Here is a 21,954-nt window from a genome sequence, read left to right as displayed (position 1 = left end):
AACTGCTTTATGAAGAGAAAGAAAAAGTATTGGCTCATAGGCACACCCATAGCACTTGTTATTTTATACTTTATCCTGAAAGGAGCGGGAGTAATAGGTAAGGAAGAAGGTATTAAGGTAGCAATAGATAAAGCTGCCCGTAGGAGTATTATCGAAGTTGTAACTGCCAGCGGAAAAATCTATCCTGAAATTGAAGTTAAGGTAAGCTCCGATGTATCAGGAGAGATTACCGATTTACTTGTTAAAGAAGGTGATTCTGTGAAACGTGGCCAGATTCTGGCACGTATATACGCAGATATTTACGGTTCAATGGTCGACAAAGCTGCCGCTTCTGTAAGCCAATCTCAGGCCCAACTGGCCAACTCCGCTGCCGGATTAAATTCCTTCAAAGCCCGTCTGGATCAAAATAAAGCAGCTTACACCAGAAATAAAGAACTATTAGCTCAGAAAGTTATTTCACGATCTGAGTTCGAAACGTCTGAAGCTGCATTCCTTGCAGCACAAGCCGATTATAACGCAGCCGTACAGCAAATTAATGGTAATAAATTCGCAGTCCAGAGCGCCCAGGCAAATCTGAATGAAGCGAATAAAAATCTGGGTCGTACTACCATCTCGGCTCCTATGGGAGGTATTGTTTCCCTGCTTTCTGTAAAGAAAGGGGAAAGGGTAGTAGGTACTGCTCAAATGACCGGTACTGAAATGCTGAGAATCGCTGATATGAATACAATGGAGGTGCAGGTAGATGTAGGAGAAAATGATATTCCAAGAGTAAAATATGGCGATACCGCTATTATTGAAGTAGATGCGTATAATTCAAGAGAGTTTAAAGGAATTGTTACTCAGATTGCCAGCTCCAGCAAAGGCGCTGCTACTGCTACAGCTTCCACAGCATCATCGGCAGAACAGGTTACCAGTTACATCGTACATATAAGAATATTGCCGGAAAGCTATGCCGACCTGGTTGATAAAAATCACCGTACTTTTCCTTTCAGACCAGGGATGAGTGCCAGTGTTAATATTCAAACCAGAAGAGTGGCTAATGTACTGGCAATTCCTATCAATGCAGTAACTACACGTGACTCATCAAATACGAATAAGAACGGAAAAGATAAAAAGGAGAAGAAGAACGATGAAGAAGAAAAGGATTTAGCTCCTGCATCTAAAACTGCGATTAATGAAGTAGTATTCCTGTTGCAGAAAGACGGTACAGTTAAAATGCAAACAGTGAAAACAGGAATCCAGGACGATTCCTATATCGAAATCTTATCCGGCCTCAAAGAAGGAGACGAAGTGATTAGTGCACCATATTCAGCAGTGTCTAAAACCCTGGAAAATGGTAAAAAAGTAAAAGTAGTTCCTAAGGAACAGCTCTTCGAAGGACAAAAGAAATAAGATTTTATCTTACTGATATAATGCAAAGAGAGCAAAGAGGCGTAAGTTTCTTTGCTCTTTTTGTGTCTTAGCGTGAAAAACCTGCTTATATTGCGGAAAAAACAGCATTGTGAGTAAGCGAATTGGATTAATTGGTAGTGGAAGTTGGGCTACCGCTCTTGCGAAAATCCTGACAGATAACAACCATCATATCAATTGGTGGATCAGAAACTCTGATACCATCCGCCATATGCAATCGAGGCATCATAACAAGCACTATTTGACTTCGGTATATTTTGATACCAAACTTCTTTCACTGAGCAGTGAGCTCTCTGCCGTAGTTGAAGCCAGCGATGTGATTATTCTGGCAGTACCTTCCGCTTTTTTAGAAATGGTTTTAGGTCTGCTCCCTCCAGGCGCTTTAGAACACAAAAAAGTTGTTTCTGCAATTAAAGGATTGGTTCCGAGTACCAATACTTTAATCAATGAATATTTAAACAAAGAGTTGAAGGTCGATTTTTCGAATTACTTCACCATTACAGGCCCTTGTCATGCGGAAGAAGTAGCAAACGAAAAATTGAGTTATCTCACTTTTTCAGGTACAGACCTCAACGAAACTCAGGCAATTGCCGATCTTTTCTCGAGCAGTTATTTACAAACTATTGTAAATACGGATATCGTTGGAGTGCAGTTAGCAGCAGTGCTCAAGAATATTTATGCTTTAGGAGCTGGTATTGCGCACGGGCAAGAGTATGGCGATAATTTTCTGAGTGTATATATTACCAATTGTTTCAGGGAAATGCAGCATTTCCTTGAAAAATATGAAGAGGTGGCAGCTATTAAGGCAGGAACAGAGCCTAATACGCATAACTACAGTGCCAGTGCCTATTTAGGTGATTTGTTGGTTACCTGCTACTCTTTGCATAGCCGGAACCGGACATTCGGCAATATGATTGGGAAAGGATATAGTGTAAAAGCCGCACAACTCGAATTAAATATGATTGCTGAAGGTTATTATGCCAGCAAATCAGTTTTTATGATGAATAAAACAATTGGAGCATATATGCCGGTAGCGCAGGCAGTATTTGCAATATTGTGGGAACAGGTACATCCTTCGGAAGCTTTTCTTGCTTTGGAAAAAGGGTTTATCTAATAATAAGAGATTTAACAGAAAGGGCTGGCATTTGCCAGCCCTTTCTGTTTGTAAGAAGTTAAATCAGTTTTACCGTGAAAATGCATTAGTGGAATAGTTAATCAATAGTCGTCATAATCTTCATAATTATCTTCCCCAATTTTAACAATCGCTCTGACATTTGGAAAGTACTGTTTTACCAGAGCTGATATTTTTTCAAATAGAAAAGGGGCTAATTCTGGTCCTTCATAATATTCAAGCTGATTGGTCTCGTCAGAAATAATGTATTCAGTAATGCTTCGGTCTATGATGGCTTGAAATCTTCTTTGCCTGGGTAGTTTGCGAAGATTTAATCGGGTGGGCACGCCATCAATGTTAAACGTACATGCAATATTTCGCATAATTAACCATTGGGTTTTAATGAAAAAGGAGGTTCAACAATTATTAGTTTCAGTGGAACATTTTTGATCTACAAAAATAAACTGAAATGGAAAAACAAGCACTTTTGTATATTATTTATAATATGAAAGAGGCGCTTTTCTACTCATTTTGCTCAGGTGTCTTAATTTTTTATACAATTATAAATATTTATGATTATATCAATTGTTAATTCAACACAAATGGTAATTAATTGTCATATTGTGGAGCAGTAAACAAGCTGATTGGCCTTGAACTGTGTAAAAAATTCCACATTTTTTTGTAGCTCTTTCAACCAAGTCGAACAACCAGGCGTTGGATTGATATTTGAAATAACCAATTTCCCGATCCGAAAGCTTAGGACCTGGTTAGTTAGTTCAGTTGCAAAAAAATTAATGTATGAAGATTAGAACTTTGCTTTTTGTTACTTCTTACCCACCTCGTGAATGCGGTATCGCTACTTTTGCTCAGGACCTCATCAATGCCATGAATAAAAACTTTGCTGGCAACCTGAATATTGAAGTAGCTGCCCTGGAAGAATCTGGGAAACCCAACTCTATCGTGCTTCAGTCACCTGTCAACTATCGGGTAAATCCATTCGACATTGATAGCTGTATCGAGTTTGCTCAACAAGTCAACGAAAACGATAAAATAGACCTGGTGTGCTTCGAACATGAATTTGGATTGTATGGTGGAGAATACGGACATAATATGCTCGCAATGATCTCGCTGCTGGATAAACCTTTCATCGTTCGTTTCCATACCGTATTACCATATCCGGATCTTAAATGCAAAAAAGTAGTGAGCCTGATTAGCTCGCTTGCATCTAAAATTATTGTAATGACCCGCTCTTCCGCCAAACTACTGGAAGAAGTATATCAGGTTCCGGCGGGTAAAATCGTCCACATCCCACATGGTACCCATGCCCATATTGTAGATGATATGCCTGCTTTGAAAAAAAATTACAACGTAGAAGGCCGGTTAGTACTCAGCACTTTTGGCCTCCTAAGTGAAAATAAAGGAATTGAAGTAGGGATTCGTGCAATGAAAGATATTGCAAAAGAATATCCCAATGCTCTCTACCTGATCCTCGGTAAAACCCATCCCGTAGTACAAGCCCGGGAAGGTGAAAAATATAGAGAATCCCTCGTAGCCCTGGTGAAAGAGTATGGACTTGAAAATAACGTGAGATTTGTAAACTCCTATCTTTCCCTGAAAACATTATTAGACTACCTGGCTTTAACGGATATTTACCTGTTTACTTCTAAAGATCCACATCAGGCAGTAAGTGGAACATTTGTTTATGCTATGAGCGCTGGTTGCGCTGTTATCTCAACGTCGTTTGTTCAGGCCCGTGAAATGCTCGAAGATGGTGCCGGCATATTGGTAGATTTTAATAATGCAGATCAAATGGCCAGTGCGGCACTTCAACTGCTCGGTAACCCTCAATTACGCAAACAAATGAGTAGCGCTGCTATCGAAAAAACAAGAAGCTCTATCTGGGAAAACGTAGCTATCGCACATATGAGTATTATAAGTGAAGCCTTGGCGGAGGATAGAATTTTACCAAATTTGCCTCCCCCGTACCTCGACCACATAGACCGCCTCACCGATGAATTTGGAATGCTCCAGTTCTCAATTCATGATGTACCGGACCCTACATTTGGCTATACGCTCGACGATAATGCCAGAGCCCTGATTGCCATGTGCATGTACTCCAGCGAATTGAAATCCAATAGCTTCGTTAATACCTTGATGAGGAAATATGCCCAATTCATTAATTACTGTCAGCGTCCTTCCGGTAAATTCCTGAATTATGTTGATAGTAACGGCGACTTTAATGAAATGAATGAGGAGGTTAGCCTGGAAGATGCAAATGGCCGTACCATCTGGGCTCTGGGCTATGTATTACACACCCATGAGCATCTGCCATTTGATGTGGTACAAACGGCTATGGCCGGTTTGCGCAGATCTTACGTTTGGATCCCTGATTTGCAGGCCCCAAGAGCTATTGCCTTTGCAATGAAAGGGCTTTATTATGCCCTGAGCTATCGGAACAGGGAAATAGCCCATGAATTGCTGACATTGTTGGCAGAAAAATTGTATAACTATTATATCACCGAAGCAGACGAAAACTGGCATTGGTACGAATCCTGCCTGACTTACGGTAATGCTGTGATGCCTGAAGCCATGATGATGGCCTATCAGGTCACCGGAAAAATAGAATACAAACGTATTGCGGAAGAAAGCCTGGCTTTCCTTTGTAGCAAAACCTTCACAGAAAGCTATATGAAGCTGATTAGTAATAAAACCTGGTTTCACCGTGGCGTCGAATGTCATCCTGAAGATGGTGGCGAACAATCGATAGAAGTGGCTTATACTATGCTGGCTTTGAATACTTTCTATAATATCACAAAGAATAATTCATATTTAGATAAAATGAGATTGGCTTTTAGTTGGTATCTGGGAAATAATCACCTGAAACAACTCGTATATAATCCATTGACATACGGGTGCTACGACGGCCTGGAAAAAAATAATATCAATCAAAACCAGGGTGCCGAATCAACCGTGTGTTATCTGATTGCCAGACTTTTGATGGAACAATGGAACAAACATAAGTATGTTACAGCGAAACAAAACAGCCTGGAGCCTGTCAGAATTGGTTCCAACTGACAATAGTACTAAAGGGCCGAGTATTCTGATTATCGACGATGAGCCCGATATATGTAAGTTATTGCAGCTCACATTGGTACGACATGGATACTCTGTTCGATATGTGCATGAATTAGGTCTGGGCATGCAGGATATTCTGAAACATCAACCCGACCTACTGTTTCTCGATATTCATCTGCCTGATGGTTCCGGACTGGAGGCATTACCAATTATAAAGGAAAAATGCCCAACTCTGCCAGTTATAACCATTAGTGCTTATGATAACGCTTTGGAAAAGCAAACCGCCCTTAAAGCAGGTGCAACCTTTTTCTTAGCTAAACCTTTTAGTGTTAAGCATGTTGATGAATTAATAGATCATATTAGAATTTGACAGTGATCCCTGTTATTTTTAATTACTAATTTTAACCATACTGCCAATTACCACATATTAAAGAAGTATGAAAAATATTTTAATAATAGACGATGAAATCAATATCTGTACTCTCCTAAGTAAATTCTTAGGAAAGCACGGCTTTGATGTGGATACTACCATGACGGGTAATGCTGCATTAAAAATGATGAAGGAAAAAAACTATGATCTCGTTCTATGCGATTATAGACTGAAAGATACTGATGGTGCACAATTGCTGCAGGATATTCATCAAATTAATCCTTCTACCATTGTAATCATAATTACTGGATATACTGATGTAAGAGTCGCAGTGGAAATGGTTAAAAATGGAGCCTACGATTATTTATCAAAACCTCTGTATCCCGACGAAATTCTGAATCTCGTTCATAAAGCCTTTGCTCATAAAGAAGCAGAACAGGAACGGCAGGCTGTAAGACCTGTGGAATCAGGCTCAGAACCCGAAGTACGAGAAACACTTCTTTCTCGTAATCAGAGCGATAAAAATGATAAATATGTGTATGGCGATAGCGATGGCGCCAAAGAGTTATTCCGCCAAATCCGCCTGGTAGCTCCTACAGATTATAGTGTAATCATTTTTGGTGAAACAGGTACAGGTAAAGAATCAGTTGCCCACCTGATCCATCATCACAGTAAAAGAAATCAACAACCATTCGTTGCCCTCGATTGTGGTAGCCTGTCGAAAGAACTCGCTGCCAGCGAATTGTTTGGTCACGAAAAAGGGTCTTTTACCGGTGCTATCAATACTAAGATCGGAGCTTTCGAACAAGCTCAGGGCGGTACTCTTTTCCTTGATGAGATTTCCAACCTCTCCTACGATATTCAGGTAGCTCTTCTGCGTGTTTTACAGGAGAAAGTAATTCGCCGTGTAGGTAGCCTTAAGGAAATACCGGTAGATGTAAGGATTATTGTTGCTTCAAATGAGAAGCTTTCTGAATCCGTTCAAAGAGGTAAGTTCAGAGAAGACCTGTTTCACAGGTTCAATGAATTTACTATCTACATACCTCCGTTGAGAGAAAGAAGAGAAGATCTGCCTCTGTTTACAGTTGCGTTTGTAAACCAGGTAGAAAAAGAACTGGATAAAACATGCGGCAAAATATCTCCCGAAGTTTGGGAATGTTTCAGACAATATTCCTGGCCGGGTAATATTCGTGAACTAAAAAACGTTATAAGAAGAGCATGTCTGCTAACTCCGGAAATGGAAGATATCACCATGTCGGCGCTGCCTCTGGAAATGAAAGAATCGTTCCTGCAAATACCAGATGAAGTACCGGTTTCAGGAGAATTAGCTATTCTGTCGAACGATAACGATTTAAAAACAGTAGCGCTGCAGGCAGAATACAATAAGATCATTAATGTACTGAAAGAGGTGAAGTATAATAAAACAAAAGCCGCACAGGTACTGAATATTGATCGGAAAACACTTTATAATAAACTTCGTTTGCTCAATATTAATTACTGATTAAGAATGACGGATTGCACTTGTTGCGGTCCGTCATTCTTCTTTTATGTTATAGGTAGTGCAATAGTAAACGTTGTTCCTTTTCCCGGTACACTATCCACATAAATAGCTCCTTTGTGATTTAAGAGAATATTCTGTGTACTCGTTAATCCAAGCCCGGTTCCCTTTGCTTTGCTGGTATAGAACGGATCAAAAAGCCTCGCTAATTTATCTTCCGGTATTCCCACTCCGTTATCACCAATTTTTAATAATGCCTTATCCTGACTTTTAGCCGTACTAATACTAAGAATACCTTCCCCTGGCTCCATTGCCTCTATAGCATTGATGATAATATTGAGAAAAGCAATAATCATCTTTTCTTCATCAGCACTAACAATAATATCGGGTATAATGAGTTCTTTCACCAGTTTAATTTCATTGAGCTGAATTCTGTCCTGAGCCAGCAACAAGGTTTTCTCCACCAACTCATTAATTCCGTGCTGCATAGTATGAAGCTCTATCATTCTTGTGCTATGCAATAACTCAGTAATCAGCTGGTTTATTCTGGTACAGTTACGCTCTATTATATCGGTGTAAATACTGGATTCTTCATTTGCCTGTACAACCTCTTCATCTTTAAACTGACTTACAGCAAGCAGGATATTTGTTAATGGGTTTCTCACCTCGTGGGCAATAACCCTGGCAATTCTACCTGTGATTACAAATTTTTCCTGGTGTTGTTTTTCCTGCTCTTCTCTCTTCTTTTCAGTAATATCCTGTATCACACAAAGGAAAATCTGAGCAGCTTCGTCTAGAGTAACAGCATTTATAAGTACTATCAGCTTCTTATTATCAGCGGTTTTAAATTCATATTCCCGGGAGCTTACACTTTCATTGTCGCATATCTGACGGATAAACTGTTCGCCCTGATCTTCCAATGCAAAAAGCTGACGTAGATTCAGTTGCATTAAACTCTCTCTACTGTATCCTAAAACCTTCAGGGCTATTGGATTGGCATCTATAATATTCTGATCACAATCTGCCAATACAATCAGATCATGGGCTTTTTCGAAAATTCCGTAATATCTTTTTTCACTTTCTTCTATAGTACGCCGATGGCTATATTCATCAAGCGCATAGCGAATAGATCTTTCCAGCAGATCGGCAGATATTTCTCCTTTCACCAGATAATCATATGCACCTGCAAGCATGGCTTCTTTATCGATCTTATAATCTCCCTTCCCTGTTAGCATAATAACAGGTAACTGTGATGGTTTCTCCTGAATATATTTTAGGATATCTATACCCGTATAAGGCCCCAGGCGGTAATCTACCAGGAGTATATCATGTTTGTTGTTCTCAATTGCTGTAATACCTTTCTGGTAGTTGGAGGCCCACTCTAAAGTATACTGACCGGGAGAAATATCCTGAAGTAACTCCGTTACCAAAAAGAAATCATCTTCATCATCATCAATCATTAGAATGTGTATCGGATGTTCGCTCATTAGTAGTTAATCATTTTGATATTGGCAATAAGAATTCACAGCAATAAAAATGCTAATCTTTTTATGAGCCTTCCTGTTGTTGCTTTAATGGCAGTATAATTACAAATGTGGCTCCTTTATCCGGAGCACTGTAAGCATGTATAAAGCCATTATGACTATCAACAATTTTTTTACAAATGGCTAACCCAATGCCTGTGCCTGAAAATTCGCTAATGCCATGCAATCGTTGGAAGATCAGGAATATCCTGTCGGCATACGCCTGCTCGAACCCAATTCCATTATCATCAATACTGATTCGGCAAAATTTTTCGCTCCACCTGGTTTCTTTAACTACTTCCAGATCGCGGCCCGCCATAATCCTGTGATGTATGTTTATTTCCAACCTTCTTTCAGGACTGGCAAATTTTATAGAATTGGCCAGTAAATTCTGAAAGAGCTGATGAAAGGAGGTATCACTACCTTCAATAATAGGCAGCTGATCATAATTCACGAGTGCATTTTTTTCTTCAAGCGGTAATTCTAAATCGATCAGCACATCTTCCAAAACCTTGGTCATATCTACCGGCTTGATGCTCTCAGGTGTAATTCTTCCGGCCCTGGAGAATATTAACAGATCGTTGATAAGAATACGCATCCTGGAAACAGCCGAAACCATCCGTTCGATCAATTGATTCGCGTCCTCAGGCAAGCTCGACTTAAACTTGGACTGTAGCCTGTCGCTAAAGGTGGATATTTTACGGAGCGGCTCCTGCAGATCATGCGAGGCTACATAAGCGAATTGCTCCAGCTCCTGATTCGTTTTGTTTAATAATTGAATATTTTGTTGCAACTCCCTTTGATAAGATTTCATTCTGCTCTCTATATGAAGTTGTAACTTAAATTCCCGGGTTAGTGTAATGTAGGAATATATTCCGATTAGGATGGCTACCAATGAAGAAATGAAGATCACAGGTACCCATAATACAGCATAGAAGTGGAATAATTCTGATTTTTGTTGAACTAAAGTTTCTTCTATTCTGATCATATCCCTGACCTTATCATCAATCATATCCATATATTTTTCCCCTTCCTTCACTGATGATTCCTTGTTTTGCTGGCTGAGAATCTGGCCACCAGCTTCGAACTGCATATATTTAATTTCAAGCAGCTCCTGTAGTGTGTCTAAATGCCGTTGTTGTTTTTCACTTTCTGCGGTAATTTTTCGAAGGAGTATGTACTCATTGCTAATTCTGCCAATTCGTTCCTTGATACTGGGATTTAAGAATGAGCTGTCTTTAGTCAGATTATATCCACGAACGGCAGACTCTGCTTCTTTTAACTGACGAGTGATTACTTCAAGTCGTTTGGATACTTCAATAGCATGATTTAATCTACCAGCATTGTCCAACAAATTCTTAGCTACCAGATAAGAGAAAATGGACGCTGTTACAATTACAGTAAATGCAATAAAAAAACCTACTTGTATTTTTTTCTGTACTGGGAAATGCATTTGAATAGATAGGATAAGTAAGTTATTGAAGTTACTATTTTATAGCGATTTTAGCGATTAAAATTCACTGTGCGCAACATATTCCACAGAGTGCCTCATTATTCTACACGCTATTATTGCGTTACCCTGATTTGATCTTTTCTCGTGTAGCTCTGGCGTATCATAATCACAGCCCTTAGTACTGGCTTATCTTATATTGATGCTTATGGCGGCTTTGATTTTATATTGATGATAGATGGAATAGACTTTGGACCTTTTTACAGAGATGAGTTTTAACCATAAAATTAATTGTTATGAGTACCCAGGATAAAGAACAGAACATTCCAGACCCTAATTCTCCGGATAAGCAGCAGCCTGGACGTGAAAATCCAACACCTGTGCAACCTCCTCCTGATAAACCCGAATTACCGCAGGTTCCTGAAGAAGTTCCTGATGTAGAAACACCAAGAAAACCCGCGGATCCGCAATCAGATGAAACTGCATTCAAACGTAAATATCCAGACAAAAATTAAAATGTATCTCCATTTCTTATTCTTAATCTAAAAACCATTAACAATGCCTACGACAAAAAAACAGCATAATCATGAGTCTAAGTTCCATGAACTTTTTGTAGATGAATTAAAAGATATTTACTGGGCCGAAAAGAGCCTGGTAAAAGCTTTGCCCAAAATGTACAAAGCCGCAAGTTCTGAAGAACTGCAACAATGCATAGCTTCCCATCTCGAAGAAACAAAGGAACACGTAGCAAGACTCGAACATATCTTTGAATTGCTCGGAAAAAAAGCCCAGGCAAAAAAATGTGAAGCAATGGCCGGATTACTAACCGAAGGTCAGGAAGTTATTGACGAAACAGACATGGATAGTGCGGTGAGAGATGCAGGTATTATCATTTCTGCTCAAAAGGTAGAACATTATGAGATTGCCGCCTATGGAAGCCTTAAAACCCTTGCGAAAGTCATGGGTCATGATGTAATAGCCAATATTCTGGAAAGTACATTGGAAGAAGAGAAAAATGCCGATGTTATGTTAACTGAAGTAGCTGAATCTACCGTCAACGAAGCGGCTGCAGCCGAATAGCTGGCAAACTGTAGAATACTTTCTTCACTCTATATAAAAAATAACCCGCTAATCAGGCGGGTTATTTAATTTCTTGTAATAAACAGAATATTAACAATTTCCATACACCAGCTGCTCTTCTCGCTCTTCAACCCTAATCTTTTTAATAAAATCATCAAACCCTGATCCTTCATGTGCATCTGCAGCATAGGTACCGTATGCATCCAGCACATAACTTTTATCGCCATCCTTATCTTCCATTACATATAAAACAGAAGAGTCATCAGGATCTGATTCTCCTTCAAACCTGTATGTTTTAATAATTGTAAGGTCTTCAGGATTATAAATTTTCTGATTATCTGAGTTCTGAAATCTGCCATGATCACTCATCTTTAACTCATGATCAAAGCCTCTTTCATGCAGCTTTTCAAGTACTCTTGTTAAAGTTGTCATTTCTCCTGGTTTATCCATAAAAAAAGGGTTTTGGTTACACACCCGAAAATCCAAAAGTTATGCCGCGATATTCTTCAACTGGTACTATTTGTGTTTAGTTTTTCTTTCACATCAAACCTCAATGATATGAGAGCTATTTGGTCTGGATCAATAGGCTTTGGCCTTGTAAATATACCGGTGAAGCTATTCAGTGCTACACAGGATAGCCGGTTAAATCTTGATATGCTCGACAGTAAAAATGGAGCACATATCAAGTATCTCAGAGTAAATGAAAATACCGGTAAAGAAGTGCCCTGGGAACAGATCAAAAAAGGCTATTTGTACAATGATGAGTATGTTATGCTGGAGGATAGCGACTTTGAAGCCGCCAGCCCTAAGCGTACTAAAATCATTGAAATTGAGTCGTTTGTTGTTGAAAATGAGATCGACGATATTTTCTTCGAAACCTCTTATTTTATCGAACCGGCAAAAGGAGGAGAAAAGGCTTACGAATTACTATATCAAACCCTCAGTAAAACCGGTAAAGCAGGGCTGGGCAGATTTGTGCTAAGATCACAGGAACACTTAGCTGTTGTTCGCCCCCGCGATAAATACCTGCTTCTTCAGCAACTCAGATTTGCAGAAGAAGTTAGATCATCTGAAGACCTCAACCTGCCTAAAGGTATTAAGCTGGATAAGAAAGAACTAGATATGGCTACAGAACTCGTAAAACAATACACTACAAAGTTCGATATAAGTGCATATAAAGACGATTACAAAGCAGAACTTCTGAAAATAATCAAGGCGAAAGCTAGTGGTAAAAAACCTGCGGTTAAAAAACTAGAAGTCGTTCATACAAAAAGTGATAACCTTTTTGATCAGCTAAAAGCAAGCCTTGGTAAACCTTCTACTACTAAAAAACGTGCTTCATGAGTCTGGCAAAATATAAACAGAAAAGAGATTTTAAATCTACAACCGAACCCCAGGCCGGAAAGTCTAAGGGGGCTCAACATATTTTTGTGGTACAGCGTCACCATGCTTCTCATTTACATTACGACTTCAGGCTGGAAGTAGATGGTGTTCTGAAAAGCTGGGCAGTACCTAAAGGCCCTTCCCTAAATCCGGCAGATAAGCGCCTGGCAATGGAAGTAGAGGATCACCCTTACGATTACAAAGACTTTGAAGGAACAATACCTGCCGGTAACTACGGTGCAGGTACTGTGTATATATGGGATAAAGGAACCTACGAACTACTGCGTCCTGATGGTAGCAGCTTCGATAAAGAAGCTTTAAAAGAAATTAAGGATGGTGATCTGAAGATTGTGATGAAGGGGAAAAAGTTGAAAGGCGAATTTGCATTGGTAAGAATGAAAGGAAGAGGCGATAATTCGTGGCTGCTTATCAAGCATAAAGATAAATACGCCCAGGATCAATACGATAGCGAAGATTATACTCCTGAAAGAGTTAAAGCCCAGGGTTTAAAGGAGAAAGCTGCCACTAGTGCAGCAAAAAAAAAACGAGTAGTTCATCTAAGTGAGCCAATACCCTCCAAACAAAAGATGAAAAAGGTCTATAAACCTATGTTGGCAACCCTCGTGGCTGAGCCATTTGATGGAGATAGCTGGCTTTTTGAAACCAAATGGGATGGATACAGAGCAATTGCTGCTATCAAAGAACAACAGGTCGACCTTTATTCACGAAATCAGAAATCCTTTACAGACGCCTATCCTGATGTCGTTTCCGCTCTTGCAAAATTAGAACACGATGCAGTGTTGGATGGAGAAATAATTATATTAGGGAAGGATAAACGCTCCGACTTTCAACAACTCCAGCAATATAAAACCACAGGAAAAGGCCTGCTGGTTTATGTAATTTTTGATCTGCTACATCTGGATGGAAACGAATTACAACATCTTACACTCCTCGAACGGAAGTCGCTGTTAAAAGATTTATTGGCAGGCATAAAAGACAAGCATCTTCAATACTCCAATCATATCCTGAAAAATGGAATTAAGTTTTATGAGAAGGCTAAAGGAGAACAATGGGAAGGCATTATTGCCAAAAGAACTGATGGAATTTATGAAGAAGGAAAACGTGGTAAATCATGGCTGAAAATCAAGATTGTAAATGAACAGGAAGCGCTAATATGTGGCTATACTGCTCCCAGAGGCAGCCGAAATAAAATTGGTTCGCTGGTTCTGGGAATGTATAACAATAAACACCTCGAATATATTGGCCATTGCGGAGGCGGACTTAATGGTGAAACCATCGATGAGCTATATAAACGCCTGCAATCATTGATTATCAAAACCTCTCCGTTTGATGAGAAAATCAATACAAATACACCTGTCACCTGGGTTAAACCAGTATTAGTGTGTGAAGTGAAGTTCCAGGAATGGACCAGTGACGGGCATCTTCGACAACCTATTTATTTAGGGCTTAGAGAAGATAAACCAGCAAAAGATGTACATCCGGAAAAACCTAAACAACCCGATATGGCAACTACAGAAAATGATCGTACCCTTACGCTCAATGGAAAGAAAGTAGTATTGAGTAATCAAACCAAACTTTATTGGCCTGATGAAAAAATTACCAAAGGACAATTGATCGATTATTATCTGTCAGTTGCCAAATTTTTACTCCCTCATTTAAAAGACCGGCCGCTTTCATTGCATCGTTTCCCCAATGGAATTAACGGACCTTCTTTTTATCAGAAAGACCTCGATTTGGAACATGCTCCAGATTGGATTAAGAGTTATACAATGGTTGCTGAATCTACCGGCAAAGAGGTTGATTATATGGTTTGTAATAATGAAGCCAGTCTTGCCTATATGATTAATTTGGGTTGTATTGAAGTAAACCCCTGGCTATCGAGGTTAACCCGCCTGGATAATCCCGACTTTGTAGTGTTAGACCTGGACCCCGAAAAGATAGATTTTAAATATGTAGTTGAAACAGCATTGCAGGTGAAGGAGTTTTTGGATGGATATGATGTTACATCTTTTTGTAAAACATCTGGCTCTACGGGGTTACATATTTATATTCCAACAGGAGGAAAATATGAATATCAGACTACCCGATTGTTTGCAGAATGGGTTGCAAAGCAGGTTAACGGATTGCTCCCCAAAACAACCAGCGTAATCAGAGCTAAGGCTTCCCGGCAGAAAAAAGTATACATAGATTTTCTTCAAAACAGTCGTGGACAAACAATTGCTTCCGCTTATTCTGTAAGACCTAAGCCCGGAGCCACTGTATCAATGCCTCTTTTATGGAAGGAGGTAAACGAGCGCTTAAAAATGAGCGATTTCACTATTAATAATTCACTACAACGATTAAACGAAAAAGGTGATTTGTGGCAGGATATTAAAAACCAGAAAAATGACTTACGTAACGTCATTCGGAGTATCGATAAGCAGGCGGTAACGAACTAATATATGAATTATGGAAAAGGTTTCAGCGACAAGATCAATTCGGATAATTGGTGGTATAATAGGAGTTATTAGTATTGGCTGTGCAATAATTTTTGAAACCACCAGAGCCGTTGGCAATCTATGGTTAGGTTATGTAGGCAATTGCATTATGTTTATTGGAGTATTATTTTCAATACTGCTCTACAATCGGCATCATCAAAATAAAGAATCTTCCAAGGCTTCTTTTACAGTGGGTGTACGCACCACTATTTTAGCCACTATCATCTATGCTGCATTTTTACTAATCTTCTACATGATGTTTGGGGAAAAGAAGAATACTGCATTGCAGTATGACAATGACGGAATAAGCACTTTCTGGCTTTTTTTCTTTGGTGATGCATTCTTTATAAATATAATTGTGGGCTTGTGTGCTTCATTAATTGGAGCTTTTGTCTTTAATACCTATCAAAATTCCGATGAGGTTAATGAGAGGTAGACCTTGTATATTTGCAGGGTTATGTCAAAAGGTCAATTACTCATTATTGATGACGAAGAACAGCTTAGAAAGCTGCTGGGTCGTTTATTGGCGTTGGAAGGCTACAGCATTTTTGAGGCTGGTAATATCAGGTCTGCATTAAAAATCCTTGAAAAAGAAGATATACACGTGGTGCTTTCGGATGTAAAACTTCCGGATGGCAATGGTGTGGCATTGGTAGAGCAAATCAGGAGTAAATATCCGGCTACCGAGATAATCGTACTTACTGCATATGGTAATATTACAGACGGAGTTCAGGCAATCAAAAACGGAGCCTTCGATTATATAACCAAGGGAGATGATAATAATCGCATTCTTCCATTGGTGAGCAAGGCTATGGAGCAGGCTGGTCTGCGCTTCCGAATTAAGGAGCTGGAACAGCAGATTAGTGGAAAATACAGCTTTAAAACTATCCTTGGGGAAACTCCGGAAATTAAGGCCGCTATTTCGCTGGCAGAAAAGGTGGCGCCCTCAGACCTGAGTGTACTGCTTTTAGGGGAAACCGGAGCCGGAAAAGAGGTATTTGCCCAATCAATTCATCAAGGCAGTCAGAGAAAGCAATTTCCTTTTGTGGCAGTAAACTGTAGCGCCTTCGGAAAGGAGATATTGGAGAGTGAGTTATTTGGCCATGTTCCCGGGGCATTTACAGGCGCAGTAAAAGAGAAGAAAGGTTTTTTTGAAGAGGCTAAGGGAGGAACAATTTTTCTTGATGAGATAGGGGAGATGGCGCTTGAGCTTCAAGCCAAGTTACTTCGGGTGCTTGAAACCCAGGAATTTTATAAAGTTGGGGAAGCAAGGCCAACAAAAACCAATGTAAGAATTATTGCAGCTACAAATCGTAACCTGGAAACGGAAATCGCAAATGGGCATTTCAGGGCCGACCTGTTTTACCGACTGGCTGCATTTCAAATCAATATACCATCCTTAAACGAGCGCCGGAAAGATATCCCATTACTTGCAACCTGGTTCTTAAAGCAAATCACTCCTAAAATCAATAAACGTATAAATGATATGACTCCTGCATTTATACAGGCATTACAACAACATAACTGGAAGGGGAATATCAGGGAATTGAGAAATGTGATTGAACGTGCGGCCATTCTAACGGATGCGGATGTACTGGATATTGGTGCTTTGCCACTGGATTTTCAACAGGGAAGCGAGCAGGCATCTTCTTCTTTAAGCCTCGCAGATATAGAGAAGCAACATATCGTAAAAGTGCTGACACTTGTAAAGGGAAATAAAACCAAAGCCGCTGAAGTATTGGGAATTGGATTAACTACGCTTTATAATAAACTGAAGGAATATCAGCTTCAATCATCATAATAACCAACCTAATAACAAACAGGTAAGTACTATAACCGGAGATGGTATCTTGGTAAAGCAAAGAATACCAAGCGTACTGATCATCAGCAATAAGTTATACCAATTGAGAGGAATAGCGAAGAAGAGAATGAAGGTGGCAGCCCACATAATACCTACAACAACTGCATTGATTCCTTCCAGTGCGCGATAAATAACAACGTACTTTTTAAGGTTATTCCAGATAGGGAAAAAAAACAACACTAGCAGCAAACTGGGTAAAAATATCGCGATGGGTGCTATAATACAGCCGAGAAACTGATACCCCATTCCCAGGTTTTTCATGACCATTCCACCTACATAAGCTGAGATAGAAAAAGTGGGACCGGGAATTGCCCGCATGATACCTGCACCGGTAAGCAATTCTTCAGCACTCATAAACTGAGATTTGGAGCGGGTTACATACTGCTCAAGCATCATTGCTATAAGTATATCTCCTCCTCCGAAAACAAGGCTTCCGAAACGATAGAAGTTTTCAAACAGGTTGAATGGCCGCCTGGTAATCCACTCATGAGTTCTGGCTATTTCGGATAAAAAACCCGCCAGTACGAAGATGAGCGCAAATAACCAGATATTGCCCCACTGAATCTTTCGTGGTTTTTCAGCAATATCAGGAATCCTTTTATTACTGAAATTGGATACAATACCCCCCAGAATAATCAGGCAGGGAAAGGTCCAGGGCGATTTCAAATAGTATGCGGCAAGCAGTGAAACTATCATGATGGCAATGGTGGCCAGATTAGTTACACTGATTCTGAATGCTTTGATACTGCCATATGCCAGAAACCCTACAGCCATTGGCTGTACGTACTTGAAGATATCTGTATGGAGTGTGTTTTTGTCGAAATACTGCAGTAGGAAACTTAAAGACCCCATTATCAGGCAGGCCGGGGTGATCCAGATCAGCAGGGTGATTATGGCCAATAATGCACCACCTCTTTTATAGCCTATAAGGGTTAGCGTTTGGGAAGATGATGCACCTGGCAACAACTGGCAGAATGCATTATATTCCATTAGTTCCTGTTCGGTCACATCTTTTCGTTGCTGTACAAATGTTTTCATCATCATAGCCAGATGGCCCTGTGGGCCTCCATAGGCGGTGATGCTATGTAATAGCACTGCTTTCAAAAATGGAATGTGACGTAAAAGCACTGTATAATTTAGTGATAATGAATAGGACGTTACTAAAAGGGTGACGAATTTACCGGCAAAATACAACCACGTTGCTAATATTGCTAATAAATGAGAACAATAAAGGCATAATACTTGTAATAATTGTAACCATATTACGAAAAAGTGGCCTTTTGTCCGTTGTGATCAGTCTAGTTACTGTTGGTTAATTTCCCAATCATGCGCGAAAGTGCCTGTTAAGAAAAATAACCATCTATTGAGAAACCATTAAAGTTAGACTTGCCTTAATGCAGGATATAGTAAGTCCCGGAATGTTAGAAACTCCGGGACTTTTAATCGGTGGATTATTTCTTTAGTCCAATTTCCCGCAAACGTTCATCCAGATATTCTCCGGCTGTTATTGGCTCATAGGCCAATGGGTTTTCTGCGGTGATGCAGCTTTCCAAAGCATCTAACTTCATTCCTGATTTAGGGTGAAGGAAGAAAGGAATTGAATAGCGTGAAGTACTCCACATTTCACGCGGAGGATTTACTACTCTGTGTGTGGTAGATTTTAAGCGGTTGTTTGTTAAACGTTGCAACATATCTCCAACGTTTACAACTATTTGTTCCGGCAGAGAAGTCACCGGAACCCAGTTATTCTGCTTATCCAATATTTGTAATCCATCTGCAGAAGCACCTACCAGTAAGGTTATCAGATTAATATCTTCATGTTGCTCAGCACGGATGGAAGATTTAGGTTCTGTAGAAATCGGAGGATAGTGGATGGCTCTTAAGATAGAGTTACCATTGTGGATTTTATTATCAAAATAATGCTCATCCAGTCCCAGATATAGCGCAATCGCCTGTAATAGTGCCTTACCTGAATTTTCGAAACCCCTGTAAGCTTTCAGGAAAGTAGGTGTAAATGCAGCTACTTCACCCACAAATACGTTTGCCGGATAGGATTCAGCGGTTGGATCATCATCTTCCACCGTTTGGCCAACCTGAAAGAATTCTTTCAAATCCGGGGCATCATAGCCCTTAGCATGTTCTTTACCAAAGGAGGTATAGCCTCTTTGACCTGCTAATTCAGGAATTTCATATTGGTGTTTTATATCATACGGTAATTTGAAGAATTCTTGAACGTTGTTGTATAGGTTTGCAATCAGCTCATCAGGAATCCCATGATTCTTTACTGCTACAAAACCAACTTCTTCATAAGCCTTACCTAGCTGTTGCACAAAGGCCGCTTTACGTGCAGGATCTCCTGATAAGAAATCCGCCAAATCCACTGACGGGATCGAGTGAGTAGTTGCCATATCTTGATAAAATTGTTTTGGAGGCCTAAAGGTAGTGATTTATAGACGGAACAGCCTACAATTCTACTAGTTTATTGACTTTTAAGCCTCCAAAAACATTATTTCTCAAAATAGGTGGCCTCTTCCCTGGTAAGATCTACCAGTGCATATCTATCGATCTTATTGATAGCCATTTCATCCAGGATGTCGACCACATTTTTGTAATTCGCTTCAGGGTTGGCCTTAATAAGGATCATCAGATCATTTTTTCCGTAAAATTTCATCACAGCTTCTTTCTGCCTGACAATCACATCGCGTATGCCGTTGTTATTGGCAAAGGTGGTATAATGTACATCGGCCGGTGCATTTTCCATTCCTTCATACCAGGCTATATTGTTGTGTTGCCCCAATATGACTGTTAGAGCCTGCTTGGCAGGAAGAGACATGGAATCTCCATCTTCCCTTGGCATGATAAGGCTCATGGATCGGGGTTTCGACATGGTAGTAGCCAGCATGAAAAATGTGATTAAAAGAAAGCCTAAATCCACCATAGGGGTCATATCTACGCGGGTCGATTTTTTGATACTCCGCCGACCTTGTCTATGTTCTTGTTGGTTGTTCATTTCTGCCATGGCTAACAGTTTAGGTTAAACGAAAGTTGTTTATAATCAGATGCCAGGCTAAAAGAATTCCATAAGCGGAAATAAAAAAAGCGGAGAAATTTTCTCCGCTTTTATTTGAAGGTAATAGATTGATTTTAAAACTCGGCACTCTTTGGAGTACGAGGGAAGGCAATCACATCACGGATGTTTGTCATGCCGGTTACAAACAGCATCAGACGCTCAAAACCAACACCGAAGCCAGCATGAGGAGCAGTACCAAAGCGGCGGGTATCCAGATACCAGCTAAGCTCATCTACAGGTACATGCATTTCTTTCATTCTTGCTACCAGTTTATCATAGTCTTCTTCTCTTTGGGAGCCGCCTACCATTTCACCAATACCAGGGAACAGAATGTCCATAGCTCTTACCGTTTTTCCATCTTCATTCAACTTCATGTAGAATGATTTGATTTCTTTAGGGTAATCGGTCAGGATAACTGGTTTTTTAAAGTGCTTTTCTACCAGGTAGCGTTCATGCTCACTTTGCAGATCTGCACCCCATCCTTCGATCAGGTATTGGAACTTCTTGTTTTTATTTGGTTTGCTGTCTTTCAGAATATCGATAGCCTCAGTGTAAGTCATGCGAACAAACTCGTTGTTCAGAACGAATTCGAGTTTTTCTATCAAGCCCATTTCACTACGTTCCTGTTGTGGCTTTTGTTTTTCCTCTTCCAACAGACGGGTTGCGAGAAACTCAAGGTCTTCGCGGTTGTTTTCCAAAACATACCCAATCACAGATTTAATGAAAGCCTCTGCCAGGTCCATATTGTCTTTCAGCTCATAGAAAGCCATTTCTGGTTCTATCATCCAGAATTCGGCCAGGTGACGTGCTGTATTTGAGTTTTCGGCACGGAAAGTTGGTCCGAAAGTATAGATTTCACCAAATGCCATTGCACCTAATTCGCCTTCCAATTGACCTGATACAGTTAGGTTGGTCGACTTGCCGAAGAAATCTTCTTTAAAGTTGATTTCACCGTTTTCGGTACGTGGCAGATTGTTCAGATCCATAGTAGTAACTCTGAACATTTCGCCGGCGCCTTCAGCATCAGAAGCAGTGATAATTGGGGTGTGCAGGTATACAAACCCTTGTTCATTAAAGAACTTATGTACTGCAAAAGCGAGAGCATGCCGAACACGGAAGATGGCACCAAAGGTATTGGTACGGAAGCGCAGGTGCGCTATTTCTCTCAGGTATTCGAGACTTGGTTTATTCTTTAATTGTAAAGGATACTTTTCAGGATCGCAATCGCCCAGGATTTCCAGGGTTGTAGCTTTAAGCTCCACTTTCTGGCCTTTACCAAGAGATGGAATTACTTCTCCGACAGCACTAATGGCAGCACCAGTAGTGATGCGTTTCAGCAGTGCAGGATCTGTATTTTCAGTATCTATTACAACTTGCAGATTATTATTAGTAGAGCCATCATTCACCGCTATAAACTGATTGTTACGGAACGACCGCACCCAACCTTTAACCGTTACTTCGTAATGCGTCCTGTCATCTGCCAGGATTTGCTTGACTTTCACTCTTTGGCTCATAATATATAAATTTTTAGGACTGCAAAAATAAGTCGAAAATTGGATAGTATTTAGCCTTTTAATAACGCTTTTGCAATTTATTAATGCGAATAAAATGTTAAAAATAGCTGG

Annotated in this window: 19 protein-coding genes; 11 read left to right on the top strand and 8 right to left on the bottom strand. The window is 40.0% G+C overall.

Going from position 1 to position 21,954, the window contains the following annotated elements; translation table 11 throughout:
* Positions 1–9 precede the first annotated feature (9 nt).
* Together DVR12_RS09200 and DVR12_RS09195 are read left to right on the top strand one after the other, a co-directional pair.
* Positions 10–1,392 carry an efflux RND transporter periplasmic adaptor subunit gene (locus DVR12_RS09200; protein WP_116975372.1) on the top strand — a complete coding sequence of 461 codons (1,383 nt, stop codon included), beginning with the start codon at positions 10–12 and terminating at the stop codon, positions 1,390–1,392.
* 109 nt (positions 1,393–1,501) lie between these two features.
* Complete coding sequence (locus DVR12_RS09195; protein WP_116975371.1) at positions 1,502–2,524, top strand: NAD(P)H-dependent glycerol-3-phosphate dehydrogenase; 1,023 nt, start codon at positions 1,502–1,504, stop codon at positions 2,522–2,524.
* A 101-nt stretch (positions 2,525–2,625) separates the two neighbouring features.
* Here DVR12_RS09195 and DVR12_RS09190 read toward each other — a convergent pair whose 3' ends face one another.
* Positions 2,626–2,904 (bottom strand): hypothetical protein, encoded by a 279-nt coding sequence (locus DVR12_RS09190; protein WP_116975370.1) that lies wholly within the window; start codon positions 2,902–2,904, stop codon positions 2,626–2,628.
* A gap of 415 nt (positions 2,905–3,319) precedes the next feature.
* Between DVR12_RS09190 and DVR12_RS09185 the strand changes: the two genes are divergently transcribed.
* The 3 genes from DVR12_RS09185 (at position 3,320) to DVR12_RS09175 (ending at position 7,467) form a co-directional block, all read left to right on the top strand.
* A complete protein-coding gene (locus DVR12_RS09185; protein WP_116975369.1) occupies positions 3,320–5,596 on the top strand; it encodes a glycosyltransferase in 2,277 nt (758 codons plus the stop codon).
* Complete coding sequence (locus DVR12_RS09180; protein WP_116975368.1) at positions 5,544–5,966, top strand: response regulator transcription factor; 423 nt, start codon at positions 5,544–5,546, stop codon at positions 5,964–5,966. Before DVR12_RS09185 ends, DVR12_RS09180 begins: the two co-directional genes overlap by 53 nt.
* A gap of 67 nt (positions 5,967–6,033) precedes the next feature.
* Positions 6,034–7,467 (top strand): sigma-54-dependent transcriptional regulator, encoded by a 1,434-nt coding sequence (locus DVR12_RS09175; RefSeq protein WP_116975367.1) that lies wholly within the window; start codon positions 6,034–6,036, stop codon positions 7,465–7,467.
* A 44-nt stretch (positions 7,468–7,511) separates the two neighbouring features.
* Here DVR12_RS09175 and DVR12_RS09170 read toward each other — a convergent pair whose 3' ends face one another.
* Complete coding sequence (locus tag DVR12_RS09170) at positions 7,512–8,951, bottom strand: hybrid sensor histidine kinase/response regulator (RefSeq protein ID WP_116975366.1); 1,440 nt, start codon at positions 8,949–8,951, stop codon at positions 7,512–7,514.
* A 61-nt stretch (positions 8,952–9,012) separates the two neighbouring features.
* Positions 9,013–10,440 carry a sensor histidine kinase gene (locus DVR12_RS09165; RefSeq protein WP_116975365.1) on the bottom strand — a complete coding sequence of 476 codons (1,428 nt, stop codon included), beginning with the start codon at positions 10,438–10,440 and terminating at the stop codon, positions 9,013–9,015.
* 293 nt (positions 10,441–10,733) lie between these two features.
* Between DVR12_RS09165 and DVR12_RS09160 the strand changes: the two genes are divergently transcribed.
* Both DVR12_RS09160 and DVR12_RS09155 read left to right on the top strand, forming a co-directional pair.
* Positions 10,734–10,952, top strand: a complete 219-nt coding sequence (locus DVR12_RS09160) for a hypothetical protein (RefSeq protein ID WP_116975364.1) — start codon at positions 10,734–10,736, stop codon at positions 10,950–10,952.
* Positions 10,953–10,995: 43 nt separating this feature from the next.
* Complete coding sequence (locus DVR12_RS09155; RefSeq protein ID WP_116975363.1) at positions 10,996–11,517, top strand: YciE/YciF ferroxidase family protein; 522 nt, start codon at positions 10,996–10,998, stop codon at positions 11,515–11,517.
* Between the two features lie 90 nt (positions 11,518–11,607).
* Here DVR12_RS09155 and DVR12_RS09150 read toward each other — a convergent pair whose 3' ends face one another.
* On the bottom strand, positions 11,608–11,967 hold the full coding sequence (locus tag DVR12_RS09150) for a hypothetical protein (protein ID WP_116975362.1): 360 nt from the start codon (positions 11,965–11,967) through the stop codon (positions 11,608–11,610).
* Positions 11,968–12,075: 108 nt separating this feature from the next.
* Here DVR12_RS09150 and ku point away from each other — a divergent pair, with 108 nt between their 5' ends.
* The 4 genes from ku to DVR12_RS09130 are packed head-to-tail and all read left to right on the top strand — an operon-like array spanning position 12,076 to position 17,199.
* Positions 12,076–12,861: a non-homologous end joining protein Ku gene (ku, locus tag DVR12_RS09145; RefSeq protein WP_116975361.1), complete on the top strand. Its 786-nt coding sequence runs from the start codon at positions 12,076–12,078 to the stop codon at positions 12,859–12,861.
* Complete coding sequence (ligD, locus tag DVR12_RS09140; RefSeq protein WP_116975360.1) at positions 12,858–15,359, top strand: DNA ligase D; 2,502 nt, start codon at positions 12,858–12,860, stop codon at positions 15,357–15,359. The genes ku and ligD overlap by 4 nt, the downstream gene beginning before the upstream one ends.
* 10 nt (positions 15,360–15,369) lie before the next feature.
* Positions 15,370–15,834 (top strand): T3SS effector cysteine hydrolase SpvD family protein, encoded by a 465-nt coding sequence (locus DVR12_RS09135; RefSeq protein WP_116975359.1) that lies wholly within the window; start codon positions 15,370–15,372, stop codon positions 15,832–15,834.
* Positions 15,835–15,855: 21 nt separating this feature from the next.
* Positions 15,856–17,199 (top strand): sigma-54-dependent transcriptional regulator, encoded by a 1,344-nt coding sequence (locus DVR12_RS09130; RefSeq protein ID WP_116975358.1) that lies wholly within the window; start codon positions 15,856–15,858, stop codon positions 17,197–17,199.
* On the opposite strand, the gene chrA is transcribed toward DVR12_RS09130, so the two are convergent.
* From chrA to asnS, 4 genes are all read right to left on the bottom strand, one after another.
* Entirely contained in the window at positions 17,194–18,387 is a 1,194-nt protein-coding gene (gene chrA, locus DVR12_RS09125; protein ID WP_116975357.1) for a chromate efflux transporter, read from the bottom strand. The two genes, DVR12_RS09130 and chrA, sit on opposite strands and share 6 nt — an antisense overlap.
* A 323-nt stretch (positions 18,388–18,710) precedes the next feature.
* Positions 18,711–19,667 (bottom strand): isopenicillin N synthase family dioxygenase, encoded by a 957-nt coding sequence (locus DVR12_RS09120; RefSeq protein ID WP_116975356.1) that lies wholly within the window; start codon positions 19,665–19,667, stop codon positions 18,711–18,713.
* A 98-nt stretch (positions 19,668–19,765) separates the two neighbouring features.
* Entirely contained in the window at positions 19,766–20,278 is a 513-nt protein-coding gene (locus tag DVR12_RS09115) for an ExbD/TolR family protein (RefSeq protein ID WP_116975355.1), read from the bottom strand.
* 125 nt (positions 20,279–20,403) lie between these two features.
* Positions 20,404–21,843 (bottom strand): asparagine--tRNA ligase, encoded by a 1,440-nt coding sequence (gene asnS, locus DVR12_RS09110; RefSeq protein WP_199417078.1) that lies wholly within the window; start codon positions 21,841–21,843, stop codon positions 20,404–20,406.
* Between the last annotated feature and the right edge of the window lie 111 nt (positions 21,844–21,954).

The sequence above is a fragment of the Chitinophaga silvatica genome (genome assembly GCF_003419895.1).
GTDB classification, from domain to species: Bacteria; Bacteroidota; Bacteroidia; order Chitinophagales; family Chitinophagaceae; genus Chitinophaga; species Chitinophaga silvatica.
The sequence above is the reverse complement of the archived record's forward strand: the minus strand, read 5'-3'. Positions and strand labels throughout refer to the sequence as shown.